Source organism: Sphingobium salicis subsp. salicis, from assembly GCF_049472635.1.
GTDB classification, from domain to species: Bacteria; Pseudomonadota; Alphaproteobacteria; order Sphingomonadales; family Sphingomonadaceae; genus Sphingobium; species Sphingobium yanoikuyae_A.
Map to the genome: position 1 here is coordinate 2404531 of NZ_JAYRCS010000001.1, position 11942 is coordinate 2416472.

Annotated in this window: 12 protein-coding genes; 5 read left to right on the plus strand and 7 right to left on the minus strand. The window is 64.8% G+C overall.

Annotated elements, in window-relative coordinates; genetic code table 11:
* The first annotated feature begins 4 nt into the window (after positions 1 to 4).
* Positions 5 to 430 (plus strand): alternative ribosome rescue aminoacyl-tRNA hydrolase ArfB, encoded by a 426-nt coding sequence (gene arfB, locus VHN57_RS11685; protein ID WP_010339963.1) that lies wholly within the window; start codon positions 5 to 7, stop codon positions 428 to 430.
* A gap of 3 nt (positions 431 to 433) precedes the next feature.
* Here arfB and VHN57_RS11690 read toward each other — a convergent pair whose 3' ends face one another.
* From VHN57_RS11690 to VHN57_RS11705, 4 genes are all read right to left on the minus strand, one after another.
* Positions 434 to 2041 carry a hypothetical protein gene (locus tag VHN57_RS11690; protein ID WP_278987388.1) on the minus strand — a complete coding sequence of 536 codons (1608 nt, stop codon included), beginning with the start codon at positions 2039 to 2041 and terminating at the stop codon, positions 434 to 436.
* A complete protein-coding gene (locus VHN57_RS11695; protein WP_278987387.1) occupies positions 2038 to 2676 on the minus strand; it encodes a class I SAM-dependent methyltransferase in 639 nt (212 codons plus the stop codon). The genes VHN57_RS11690 and VHN57_RS11695 overlap by 4 nt, the downstream gene beginning before the upstream one ends.
* A complete protein-coding gene (locus VHN57_RS11700; protein WP_278987386.1) occupies positions 2673 to 3593 on the minus strand; it encodes a glycosyltransferase in 921 nt (306 codons plus the stop codon). The genes VHN57_RS11695 and VHN57_RS11700 overlap by 4 nt, the downstream gene beginning before the upstream one ends.
* A 138-nt stretch (positions 3594 to 3731) precedes the next feature.
* The gene (locus tag VHN57_RS11705; RefSeq protein WP_278987385.1) at positions 3732 to 4142 is read right to left on the minus strand and encodes a GtrA family protein; all 411 of its coding nucleotides are present in this window, start codon (positions 4140 to 4142) and stop codon (positions 3732 to 3734) included.
* Between the two features lie 89 nt (positions 4143 to 4231).
* Here VHN57_RS11705 and VHN57_RS11710 point away from each other — a divergent pair, with 89 nt between their 5' ends.
* From VHN57_RS11710 to VHN57_RS11720, 3 genes are all read left to right on the plus strand, one after another.
* Positions 4232 to 4717 carry a GAF domain-containing protein gene (locus tag VHN57_RS11710; protein WP_125987183.1) on the plus strand — a complete coding sequence of 162 codons (486 nt, stop codon included), beginning with the start codon at positions 4232 to 4234 and terminating at the stop codon, positions 4715 to 4717.
* 130 nt (positions 4718 to 4847) lie between these two features.
* Positions 4848 to 5693, plus strand: coding sequence for an RcnB family protein (locus VHN57_RS11715; protein ID WP_278987887.1), 846 nt, complete (start codon positions 4848 to 4850; stop codon positions 5691 to 5693).
* A gap of 66 nt (positions 5694 to 5759) precedes the next feature.
* Positions 5760 to 6137: a VOC family protein gene (locus VHN57_RS11720; protein WP_278987885.1), complete on the plus strand. Its 378-nt coding sequence runs from the start codon at positions 5760 to 5762 to the stop codon at positions 6135 to 6137.
* Here the strand turns inward: VHN57_RS11720 and VHN57_RS11725 are convergent.
* The 3 genes from VHN57_RS11725 to VHN57_RS11735 form a co-directional block, all read right to left on the minus strand.
* Entirely contained in the window at positions 6071 to 8659 is a 2589-nt protein-coding gene (locus VHN57_RS11725; protein WP_278987884.1) for a sensor domain-containing protein, read from the minus strand. The two genes, VHN57_RS11720 and VHN57_RS11725, sit on opposite strands and share 67 nt — an antisense overlap.
* 121 nt (positions 8660 to 8780) lie before the next feature.
* The gene (locus tag VHN57_RS11730; RefSeq protein WP_004212177.1) at positions 8781 to 9599 is read right to left on the minus strand and encodes an arginyltransferase; all 819 of its coding nucleotides are present in this window, start codon (positions 9597 to 9599) and stop codon (positions 8781 to 8783) included.
* A 123-nt stretch (positions 9600 to 9722) separates the two neighbouring features.
* Positions 9723 to 10970, minus strand: coding sequence for a threonine ammonia-lyase (locus VHN57_RS11735; protein ID WP_004212176.1), 1248 nt, complete (start codon positions 10968 to 10970; stop codon positions 9723 to 9725).
* A 97-nt stretch (positions 10971 to 11067) separates the two neighbouring features.
* Here VHN57_RS11735 and VHN57_RS11740 point away from each other — a divergent pair, with 97 nt between their 5' ends.
* Positions 11068 to 11937, plus strand: coding sequence for an NAD(P)-dependent oxidoreductase (locus VHN57_RS11740; RefSeq protein ID WP_341462735.1), 870 nt, complete (start codon positions 11068 to 11070; stop codon positions 11935 to 11937).
* Positions 11938 to 11942 lie beyond the last annotated feature (5 nt).

Below are 11942 nucleotides of genomic sequence, written 5' to 3' on the forward strand. Positions count from 1 at the left end.
CGCCATGGTCGCCATCCCCGTCACCCGCTCCATCGCGATCGATAGCGACGAGATTGTCGAGAGCTTCGCGCGCGCGTCGGGGCCGGGCGGCCAGCATGTGAACACCACCGACAGCGCGGTGATGCTGCGCTTCGACGTCGCCGCCTCGCCGGGGCTGCCCGATGTAGTGAAGCAGCGGCTGGCGGACCTGGCCGGATCGCGCATGACCCGCGACGGCGTGCTGATCCTGCGCAGCGAGGGCGCGCGGTCTCAACTACTCAACCGGCAGGAGGTGCGCGAGCGGTTGTTCGCGCTGATCCGCGAGGCAACGATCGTGCCCAAGAAGCGGCGCCCGACCAAGCCGACCAAGGCATCGCAGAAGCGCCGCGTCGACGGCAAGGTCAAGCGCGCGGCGGTGAAACAGGGACGCGGCCGGGTCAGGATGGATTAGGGGTCAGTGAACGGAACGGCAGGCGGCCCCGTCTGCCGGCCGGACCGGCCAGTGCAGATAATATTTCCCGATCCGCTGTTCGCGAGGATAGGCCTGCACGATCGCGGCGGCGACCTGCGGATTGTAGCGCTGCTTGAACAGCGTCTCGTCGGGGCGCCCTTCGTTCACGAAGAAACCGAAGCAGCGCGCTCGCACCAGCGCGGCAAAGGCCGGCTGATCATAGACTTTCTTCGCTCCCAATTCCGCGGTGATCGCCGATTCCCATTGCACCGGACGCCCCGCGCGAAGGAGGAAGGTCATGTCGTCGGCGATGACTGGCCGTGACGAAGCGGCGATCATCCGTTCGATCGGCGCGCGCTCGCTGGCGAGGGCAGGCAGGACGCGATGATCGGGCAAGCCCATATACATGGCGAACAACTGGACCGGCAGGGCCGCGAATGCTAGCAGGGTCAACACGATCGACGGCTGAGCCATGGTCCCGGTCGGTTTGGCCAGCGCATGCTCCACGCAGGGCCTGATCGCCAGCGCCGCGAAGATCGCCACTGCCGACAGCCATTCGATCATATAGTTATAGCCGGACCCCGATTTCATCATGCCCAGCATCATGATCGCCTTGATCGCGAAAAAGAGCAGCATCATCGCCAGCGCCATGAGATTCGGCTGGCCGGCGATCGCCCGCCGCAGGCCGCTGGCACCGGCCGCTGCCCGCAGCGCCCGCCAACCAGCAACGCACCCCAGGCAGCCCAGGATGACCAGCGCGCCATGCATCAGCAGTTGCGGCACGAAGATGTCGAGCAGCAGGCGGGGGTCGAAGCGGTTCACATTATAGCTGACGACATGGCGCAGGAAGCCGCCCTGGGTCTGCCATTCCAGCAGGCCGAGGACGAGCAGGCTGACGATGGTGGAAAAGACGATGCCCCTGATCGCCAGCCGCGGGTGTGTCCAGAGCAGGACGGCGAAGACGGCAGCCGGTGCCGCGAACGAAATCTGCTTGCTGTACATGGCCAGGACGAACATCAGGCCCGCCCCGTAGATGGCGGCCGGTCGCGACGGCGCGCGCAGCCCCAATATGATGCCCGCCAGACCGAAGGCTCCGGCAATCATGTCCACCCGCATCAGCGGTGCCCACATGCGCACGGGGAAACAGGACAGGAAGAACAGCCCGGCCAGAAGCGCACAGACCATGCGGACCAGACGATCCTCGGTCGTGGGGATCATGCGGTTGACCAGCGCGCCGACCATCCAGGCCGTCGCCACGGTCGACAGGATCGAAACGGTCCGACCGGCGAACAGTTCGTCCATCCCGGTCGCCCAGGCCAGCAGGCCGGACGCGACATGATAGACGGGGGGATAATGATAGACGATCGCGGGATAGGTCTGCAGCGGGGCATAGCCCTTGCCCGCCATGATATCGCGCATCTGCTGCCAGACGATGCCTTCGCCATAGTCGAGTTGATAGCGATAGGTCAGCGCTTCGCGCGCATAGCCCGCCAGTTCGATCAGATGACAAGCCAGCAGCAACAGCAGGATCGCCAGTCCGCCGATCATCAGCAACCTGCTGAAATTCGCGGGCCGGGTCGCGGCGCGCAAATGCAATGCCGGACTGGTCATGCGCGCGGCCTCGCCACGATCAGCATCTGCTTGCCGAGCGGCTTGAACGGCGACCGCAGATAGGCCCACACCAGCAACGACCATGTCGGCAGGCGCGACTTGACGCTGAGCGGCAGGAAACGAGGCCGCACATCGACCACTTCCCACCCGTGCGCCGCCAGAAGATCGGCCAGGCTGACATGCGAATAGATGGCGACATGGGTATAGTCGTCGAAATATTCGCGATAGGCATAGCGATAATTGGGCTGGAGCATGGTGAGGCTGCCCCGCGCCGACAATTTCGGCTTCAGCGCAGCCAGAAGACGGACCAGGGCCTCCTGCGGCAGATGCTCGAACAGGTTGGAGGCAAAGGCATAGTCGATCGCCCCATCCTCAAGCCCGGCAAGATCGTCCGCCGGCCCCACGATCGTCTCGACCCCGGCTGCGACATGATCGACCATGCACGGCCACATGTCGAGCGCGATGCGGCGCCTGGCGACGACATTGTTGATGAAATCGCCATAGCCAGCCCCCAGATCCAGCACCGTATCCGTGGGATCGACATGGTGGCGGAAATGATAGCGCCACAACGCCTGCCAGACGCTGGTGCGGCGGCCATCCTCGGTCAGGCGAGAGGCATGATAATCCCCGCTCATGCGTAGCGCTTCCAACCGCCCAGCATGCCCAGGATCATCCGCATGCCCACGACAAAGCCACGCCAGTTGTTGACGTTGCCGCCCTTGCTGACCCCGATGCGGGGATGGAAGGTGATCGGGCATTCGAGCAGGATCAAGCCATTGCCGAGCGCGGTATCGAGGAAATGCGCGTTGAATTCCAGATTGACCGCCGGGTTGAGGCGACGCAGCAAGGGGATGAGCGCATCGGTGCGGCATAATTTGTAGGTCGTGCCGACATCGGTGATGGTGCCACGGCCAAGATGCTTGGCCTCCAGCAATTTGCCGACGAAAATATTGCCATAATACATGAAGGTACTGAGCTGCGTGATATATTGGCGCAAGGGCTCGACGGTCCGCGTGCCGTTCACGATATCGGCATGCGGCGCGTAGGCCAGCAGCTTTTCGATATCATAAGCGCGGAATGTGCTGTCCCCTTCGCACAGGACAACAAATTCGGTGTCGAGATATTTCACGCCCTCTTCGAGGCAGCGATAGACGCAGCGGCCATAGCCGGGCGCCATTTCGTTGAAGGTAATCGCACCAGCAGCGCGCGCACGATCGAACGTTCGGTCGCTGCTGTTGTTGCTGACGACGATAACCCGTTCGACCAGCGGATGCGCCAGGAAATCCTCGACCGCACCGGCGATGCTGTCTTCATCATTATAAGCGGTCAGTGCCACGGTGACGCGCCGCCGCCGGACCGGCTCGAACCGGACCGGAACATCGGGCTTCTTACTGCCGAACAGGACGAGAAGATCGAACAAGGCCAGCGCAAGGCCCAGCATGATCGGAACACCGCTGTACCAGACCAGCCATGCCGCCACCGGATCAAGCAGATCATGCAGCCCGAGCAGATAGCGGGGGATGACGAGCACGACCCCCAGGAGATAGGTCATTATGCCCAATGAAAAGAACAGCACGCCATAAAGAAGAAAGGGCGTTCTGTTCCTGTTGTTTCCGATATTCGCCAATGCCTGCCCCTCGCGATCATTACCGCTCGGCCTTGGCACTAGGTCCATATGGTTAACGAAGGGTCAAATCGGCGCTCGGCCCGAAATGAATATCCATCGCCGGGCAATCGCGAAGGTGACAAGCGGCGTTACCGCCACCATCGGAATGATCGGCGTCCAGCGTGCCTGCCCTGCCACATCGGTCAGCAGCCAGACCCACAAGGAATTGAGGCCCAGCGCCCCCAGGGACAGGCAGCAATAGCCCGCGATGCTCTTTCGGTCCGCTCGCTCCTGTCGAAAACTGAACCTGCGATGCGCCTCATAGCTCAGCATCAACTGGACCAGATAGGCGACCAGATTGGCTGCAAGCGGTGCTATCCCGATCGAGACGGCACATAGATAATAGGTCGCAACCGCGACGACAGCCACGCCTCCACCACTGATCGCGAAGCGGACAAAGGCGCTGGACCGCAGATGATGAAGGGAAGCAAGCATGACGGGGCGGCATAACGCCGCGGCCTTAAACTCCGCTTAATTCCCTGCCCCTCTAGGCAGGGGGGCCTGCGCCATCCTATATGCGCGCCATGTATGATTTCGCTCCCGCTGCCGACGCCGACAAGGCGACGCTTTACGCCGATCTTCTGTCCGCTGCCGATGCGCTGACCCGTGACGAGCCCGATGCGGTCGCCAACATGGCGAATCTGTCCGCGCTGATCTGGCAGTTCCTGCCCGACCTCAACTGGGCCGGCTTCTATCGCATGGTCGAGGACGAGCTGGTGCTCGGCCCGTTCCAGGGCAAGGCGGCCTGCATCCGCATCCCGCTGGGCCGCGGCGTGTGCGGCACCGCCGCGCAGACGCGCGAGACGCAGCTGGTGGCCGACGTCCATGCCTTCCCCGGCCATATCGCCTGCGACGCGGCGAGCGCGTCCGAGATCGTGGTGCCGGTGGTGCATGATGGCCGGCTGATCGGCGTGCTGGACCTCGACAGCCCCCGCCCCGCCCGGTTCGACAGTGCCGACCAGCAGGGGCTGGAAGAACTGGTCGCGCGGATCGCCGGCCGCATCGGCTGATCGCCGCCCTGCCCCGTTCCGGGACAGGATTTCATAAGCCGAACATGGCGTTGCACGGATCGTCATGCTAATTTCCGCGTTAGCATGATGACCGTGCGGGCGGCCTGACGCCCCTGCAGGAACAGGGAGCATGATGATGGCCGCGCGCTTTTTCTTCGCCAGCAGCGCCATGGCGCTGATCGCCAGCCTGGCGGGACCGGTTGCCGCGCAGGCACCGGCCGCATCCGGCACCAGCATGTCTGCGGCCAGCACGACCGCCACCGCCCATCGCTGGGGGCCGCGCTATGACGGGCGCTGGTATGCCGGCTGGGCCGCGCCGGGCGGCTGGCAAAGCTATCAGCGGCCACGCGTAGGCTTTGCCCTGCCCGCCTATTGGGTCCATCCGCGCTTCTTCATCGCCAATTATGGCGTCTATGGCCTGCCGGCGCCGACCACCGGCTATGGCTGGTCGCGCTATTATGACGATGCGGTGATGACCGACCAATATGGCCGGGTGCGCGACGTGCGCAGCGGCATCGACTGGTCGCGCTATGAGGGCGGCTATGAAGAGGGTGCGGCGCAGCCGGCCGTCATCGCCAGTTCCGGTGGCGAGGCCGGCTATAGTGCGCCCGACGACATGGTGACCTATAGCCCCTCCCCGCAGCCCGCCCCGTCCAGCCGCCCCGGCGTGGATTATGATGCGCCCGCCTATGCCAGCAGCGCCGTCAGCCCGAGCGCAACGACGGTGGAGACTGTTGCGGCGGCTCCGATGCCTCCGGCCGCACCGGTGGCGGCGACGAGCGGCACGCACTGGTCGAACCAGCCGGTGACCACGACCGTCGTGTCGGCCGCCCCGCCGATGCCCGGCCTGCCGCCCGGCGGCTATATTTCGGGCGGCTTCTATTATCCGCCGCCGCTGGTGACGACCATCATCATCAATCCCGACGGCACGACCCAGGCGACGACCCGCTACGCGACCGAGGCCGCGCCCCGCTGAGCCGTCTGGAACCGCGACCATGGGTTGGTGCGTTGACGGGCGGGATCAGGCGACGGGAGTGGCGCAATGCTGCATCATGTATCGGTGGGCACCAATGATGTGGTGCGGGCACGGGCCTTCTATGATCCGCTGATGGCGCTGCTGGGCTATCGCAGCCTGCGCGATCATCCCCATTCGCTCGACTATGGCGTGACCGACGTGGTGTTCAGCGTCGAGACGCCGGTCGATGGCGCGCCCGCGAGCGCTGGCAACGGCATCCATATCTGCTTCGTCGCCGCCGATCGCGGCGCGGTCGACGGATTTCATCGGCTGGCACTGGAGCTGGGCGGCAGCGATGCCGGGCCGCCGGGCGTGCGGCCGCAATATGACGATCATTATTATGGCGCCTTCGTGCGCGATCCCGACGGCAACAAGATAGAGGCGGTCACTTTTTCGGCGCGATAGGCGCCGCGCGCAGCCAGGACCGAGGCGGCGGGCTGTGGCCGGCCATAATGATAGCCCTGCGCGATATGGCAGCCATGCTGGAGCAGCAAAGCGGCCTGTTCGGCGGTCTCCACGCCTTCGGCCACCACCTCCATGCGGAAGCTGCTGCCCAGCTTGATGACGGCGTCGACGATGGCGGCGTCGCCGGCATCGCTGTCGACATGGCTGACGAAGCTGCGGTCGATCTTCAGCACATTGACCGGATATTGTTTGAGATGGCTGAGCGAGGCGAAGCCGGTGCCGAAATCGTCGAGGGCGATGCGCACCCCGCCGCGCGCGAACCGGTCGAGCGCGCGCGCGACCTGATCGGCGCCGCGACCAAGGAAGACCGACTCGGTCACTTCGATCTCGAAATTCTGTGCCGGCACGCCATGCTGATCCAGCCGGGCGAGGACATGATCGGCAAAATCGGCCTGAAGCAGATCCGCCGCCGAGGCGTTGACCGCCACCCGGCCGGGATCGAAGCCCATCCCGAGCCAGGCCGCCATGTCGTGCAGCACCGCATCGAGCATGAGGTCGGTCAGGCGGATGGCCAGTTCGCCATGTTCGAAGGCGGCAGCAATGGTGGCGGGCGCCTGCACCCCGAGCCGGGGATGCTGCCAGCGCAGCAACGCCTCATAGCCCAGCACCTGCCCGCTGCGCATGTCGACCTTGGGCTGATAATAGGGCTCGACCAGCCGCTCGGCGATCACCTGGCGCGCCATGTGGATCATCGAACTGCGCTGCTGCGCGTCGGCGCGCAACTGGGAATGGAACATGGTGAGCCGGCTGCGGCCGCTCGCCTTCGACGCATAGAGCGCCAGATCGGCCGCCTTGAACAGTTCATGCGCATCGTCGCCATGTTCGCCGAACACGGCGCCGCCGACACTGACCCCGGCTTCGAGCAACTGCCCCTGATAGGCGAAGGGCACCCGCATCTTGTCCAATATCGCCTGGCTGCAGGCCTCCACGGTCGCACTATCGACCAGCGAGGCGGCGATCAGGCCGAACTCGTCCCCACCCAGACGACCGACCACCGCATCGGCCGGCGCCGCCGCGGCCAGCCGTTCGGCAAAGCCGCAGAGCAGCGCATCGCCCGCATCATGACCGAGCGAATCGTTGATCCGCTTGAGGTCATCAATGTCGAACAGCAGCAGCCCGAAGCCCGCGCTGGTCGGGCGCGCCTGATCCGCCAGTTCCTCCAGCACGCCCTGCCACAATGTCCGGTTCGGCAGCCGCGTCATCGGATCGTGGGTGGCGGCCCAGCGGATACGTTCTTCCGCATCGCGCTGTTCGGTGACGTCGAGGAAGGTGACGATGATCCGGCGCAACTGGCCGACTTCCGTGCGCGTCGCCCAGCCGGTGCTGCGGATCCAGCGCAGTGCGCCGTTGTCGGCGCGATGGACGCGCAGGGTCGCCTCGAAATGCGGCGGCAGGACATTGGCGGCGACGCCGTCCATCATCGCCTTGAGCTTGTGGCGATCATCGGGATGCACGAGCGACAGGGCCAGTTCGGTGGTCGCCGGCGCATCCGCCGTCAGGCCCAGCATCGCCCGGAATTCCGCCGACCAGCTGCGCTGGCCCGACCGTGCGTCATAATCCCAGATGCCGAGCCGCGCCGACTGCACCGCAAGGCGGAAATGCTCCTCGCTCTCCGCCACCGCCTGCTGCGCCAGCTTCTGATTATGGATGTCCTCCAGCGTGCCATACCAGCGGATGATCGCGCCCCGGCCATCACGCCGTGCGGCCGCGCGGGCGCGCATCCAGCGATAGCTGCCGTCGCGCAGGCGCAGGCGATAATCGACATCGACCGGATCGCCCGACTGGAGCCGTTCGCGCCATAGCGCCAGCGTCCGGTCCATGTCGTCGGGATGCAGGGCGTTGATCCAGCCGGCGCCCATCGCCTGTTCGGGCGAGCTGCCGGTCAGATCGCGCCAGCGCGGCCCGACCTCCTCGATCGCGCCATCGGGGGTGGCGGTCCAGGGAACCTGGGGGCTGAGTTCTACCGACCAGCGATGATGTTCGCGACTTTCCGCCAGCGCGGTTTCGAGCAATTCAGCCTGTTTGTCGCGACGATCATGCATATCCTCGACCGTTCCATACCAGCGCCATGCCCCTGCGGGCATTGCCTGCCGCGTCATGCGGAGCAGGCACCAGCGGCTTGCGCCATCTGCGCAACGCAGGCGAACGACCAGCGGTTCCGGCTGCGACGACGCGGCGGCAGCCCGTATGATGATCCCGATATCGACCGAATCAAAGCCCTTGCGCCAGCCATGGCGCATCAGCCCCATGCGAAGCCCCCCGCCCCGCACCTCGCCCTCGACCCAGTAGGTCAGCAGGCGACCGCGATAATCCGCGAACCAGTGAATGACGGGTGGGCGTACATGCTTGATCTTGGCTGATAATGTCCTGTGCGCGATGTTGGCGCCGGACGGCATGTGGGCTGGAGGCCCGCCAAGTTCGCGGGCGCCATCGGCAAAGCGCCGATCAGCGAAGCGATCCATCGCCCATCCCCGATTGCCGTGCCGCCCTGTTCCTCATGGCAGCGATGATGCAGGAAAAGCTTAAACAAGCCTGCACGTAACCGGAATGATCAGGAATCTGTAATTTACAGAAACTGCGCCGTCAGCGGCGCAAGATCGCGGCCAGTTCGACCGGCAGCGGCGGCTCGTCCCGCGGCATGACGACACGGATCGCCTGCGCCTGCTCCTCCGGATCGAAGCGGACCCAGCCGGCACGGCTGAGCTTTTCGAGCGGACGATAGCGAATCTTGTACTGCATCCGCTGCGAGCCATCGACCCAATAGCCGAGATAGACATAGGCCAGGCCCGCGCGGGCAGCGCGCTGGATATGATCCATGATGATGAAGTTGCCGAGGCCGGGGCGATCTTCCAGTTCGGTGTCGAAGAAGCTGTAGATCATCGACAGGCCGTCACCCTGGCGATCGGTCAGGCAGGCGCCGACCAGCTTGCCGGGGCGGCCATCCTCGCCGGGCAGGCGATATTCGACGACATGGCTTTCGACCGGGGTCTGTTCGACCATGTCGGCAAAGTCCATCTCGTCCATTTCGGTCATGCCGCCGCCCGGATGCCGCGCGCGCAGATAGCGCTGGAGCAGTTCGAACTGCTCCTCGGTCGACCAGGGCTTGCAGGCGGTGACGACGAGGTCGCTGTTGCGGCGGATCAGCTTGCGCTGCGTCGCGTTGGGCTTGAACTCCTGCGCGACGACGCGGACCGACACGCAGGCCGAGCAATCGGCGCAGCTGGGGCGATAGGCGACATTCTGGCTGCGGCGGAAGCCGATGCGGCCGAGTGCATCATTGAGTTCCGAGGCATTGTCGCCGTTGAGTTCGGTGAAGACCTTCCGCTCGCTCTTGCCGGGCAGATAGGGGCAAGGGCTGGGGTTCGTCACGAAGAAACGCGGAAAGCGGAATGGTGCGCTCATGCCTCTCCCCCCGATTCAGTCATGCGAATTTGCCTTTTCATGGTCGGACTATGCCGTCCCGGCCCAACCATGAAAAGGTCATTTACCACGAAATTTTTACCGATGGTTAAGCATGTCCCAAAATCAGGCAACCTCGATCGGCGCGACCTCGTAACCGGCCGCGCCCAGCGCCGTGATCAGCCGCTGGAGATGGGCGCCATCGCGGGTTTCGCACTCGACGTCGAGGCTGAGCCCCTTGGCCGGCAGATTGGTGAAGATGCGCTGGTGCGACAGTTCCAGAATGTTGACCGCCTCCTGATCGAAGATGCGGGCGACATGGAACAGCGCGCCGGGCCGATCCTGCAGGATGATGCGCAGGCGGGCGAGACGTCCCGAACGGGCGAGATCGCGCAGCAGCACATTGGCGAGCAGGCGGGTGTCGATATTGCCGCCGGTCAGGATCAGGCCGACATTGCGACCGGCAAACTGCTCGCGATAGCTGAGCAGTGCGGCGAGGCCGGCCGCGCCGGCGCCCTCCACCACCGTCTTCTCTATCTGGAGCAGCAGGCTGACCGCCTCCTCCAGCCGGCGTTCGGTGACCAGCAGCACATCGTCGGCCAGACGCTCGACGAAGCGGCGGGTGAGTTCGCCCGGCTGCTTCACCGCGATCCCCTCGGCCAGCGTGTCGCCGTCGCAGGCGAGGTCCGCGCCCTTTATGAAGTCATACATCGACGGATACAGCTCCGCCTGGACGCCGATCAGGCGGATATCCGGCTTCATCGCGCGCGCCGCCGTGGCGATGCCCGAGAAGAGGCCGCCGCCGCCGATCGGTATGATCAGCGTGTCGATCTGTGGCGCATCCTCCAGCATTTCCAGACCGACCGTGCCCTGGCCGGCGATGATGTCGGGTTCGTCGAACGGATGGATGAAGGTCAGGCCCTGCTCCACCTCCAGCTTGCGGGCATGGGCATAGGCGTCATCGAATTTCTCGCCATATTGGACGACGGTGGCGCCATGGCCCTGGGTCTGGGTGACCTTCACGATCGGCGTGGTGGTGGGCATGACGATGGTGACGGGCACGCCAAGGCGCTTGCCATGATAGGCAAGACCCTGGGCATGGTTGCCGGCCGAGGCGCCGATCACGCCCTTGGCCTTGGCCGCTTCATCGAGTTGCAGCAGACGATTGAGCGCGCCGCGTTCCTTGTAGGCGGCAGTGAACTGGAGATTTTCGAACTTCAGATAGACGTTGCAGCCAAGCATTTGCGAGAAGGTCTGGCTGATGAGCGTCGGCGTCTTGACGATCGACCCGGAAATGCGTGTCCGGGCCGCAAGGATGTCATCGACGGTGACGGGCAGCGGCAGGGCGCCCTCTATCTTGCTCAGCGTGTTCATGGCGCAGCGCCCTAACGCAAAATTGCCGGTGAAGAAACTGGCACTTGCCGAAAACTGGCCCTATGGCTTGGTTGCACGCACGAAATGTACGAGGCTTATGGCTAATATCGCGTTTATCGGCCTGGGGGTCATGGGCGGCCCGATCGCGGGGCATCTGGCCAAGGCGGGGTATCATCTGACCGTCTACAATCGATCGATCGGCAAGGCCAAGAGCTGGGCCGAGGCCTATGGCGGCGAAGTCGCGATCAGTCCGGCCAAGGCCGCCGAGGAGGCCGACATCGTCATCAGCTGCGTCGGCACCGACGATGACCTGAGCCAGATCACGCTGGGGCGCGAAGGCGCGTTCCGCACGATGAAGCCGGGCGGCCTGTTCATCGACCATACGACCGTGTCGGCGCGGATCGCGCGGCAATTGTCCGTCGAGGGCGAAAGCCTGGGCCTGCACTGCGTCGATGCGCCGGTGTCGGGCGGTCAGGCGGGCGCCGAAAATGGCCGGCTGTCGATCATGTGCGGCGGGTCCGCCCCGGCGGTGGCGGCCGCGACGATCGTGATGCAGGCCTATGCCGCGCGCATCGTCCATGTCGGCAAGGCCGGTGCGGGCCAGACGACGAAGATGGTGAACCAGATCTGCATCGGCGGCGTTCTGCAGGGCCTGGCCGAAGCGATGCGCTTTGCCCAGGCAGCGGAACTGGACCTGGACAAGGTGTTCGAGGCGATTTCGGGGGGCGCAGCGCAAAGCTGGCAAATGGACAATAGATGGAAGACGATGGCGCAGGACAGTTTCGATTTCGGATTTGCGGTGGACTGGATGCGCAAGGATCTGGGACTGGCGCTGGAGGAAGCGCGGGCCAATGGCGCGACCCTGCCGGTGACGGCGATGGTCGATCAATATTACGCCGACGTGCAGGCGATGGGCGGCCATCGGCAGGACACCAGCGCGCTGGTGCGGCGGATCACCCGCGCATGAGGAAG

Excerpts from the sequence above, each read along its gene's own strand:
- VHN57_RS11715 (WP_278987887.1), top strand. The coding sequence starts at position 4,848 with ATGATGATGGCCGCGCGCTTTTTCTTCGCCAGCAGCGCCATGGCGCTG.
- arfB (WP_010339963.1), top strand. The coding sequence starts at position 5 with ATGGTCGCCATCCCCGTCACCCGCTCCATCGCGATCGATAGCGACGAG.
- VHN57_RS11725 (WP_278987884.1), bottom strand. The coding sequence starts at position 8,659 with ATGGATCGCTTCGCTGATCGGCGCTTTGCCGATGGCGCCCGCGAACTT.
- VHN57_RS11735 (WP_004212176.1), bottom strand. The coding sequence starts at position 10,970 with ATGAACACGCTGAGCAAGATAGAGGGCGCCCTGCCGCTGCCCGTCACC.
- VHN57_RS11730 (WP_004212177.1), bottom strand. The coding sequence starts at position 9,599 with ATGAGCGCACCATTCCGCTTTCCGCGTTTCTTCGTGACGAACCCCAGC.
- VHN57_RS11690 (WP_278987388.1), bottom strand. The coding sequence starts at position 2,041 with ATGACCAGTCCGGCATTGCATTTGCGCGCCGCGACCCGGCCCGCGAAT.
- VHN57_RS11695 (WP_278987387.1), bottom strand. The coding sequence starts at position 2,676 with ATGAGCGGGGATTATCATGCCTCTCGCCTGACCGAGGATGGCCGCCGC.
- VHN57_RS11700 (WP_278987386.1), bottom strand. The coding sequence starts at position 3,593 with ATGACCTATCTCCTGGGGGTCGTGCTCGTCATCCCCCGCTATCTGCTC.
- VHN57_RS11740 (WP_341462735.1), top strand. The coding sequence starts at position 11,068 with ATGGCTAATATCGCGTTTATCGGCCTGGGGGTCATGGGCGGCCCGATC.
- VHN57_RS11705 (WP_278987385.1), bottom strand. The coding sequence starts at position 4,142 with ATGCTTGCTTCCCTTCATCATCTGCGGTCCAGCGCCTTTGTCCGCTTC.
- VHN57_RS11710 (WP_125987183.1), top strand. The coding sequence starts at position 4,232 with ATGTATGATTTCGCTCCCGCTGCCGACGCCGACAAGGCGACGCTTTAC.
- VHN57_RS11720 (WP_278987885.1), top strand. The coding sequence starts at position 5,760 with ATGCTGCATCATGTATCGGTGGGCACCAATGATGTGGTGCGGGCACGG.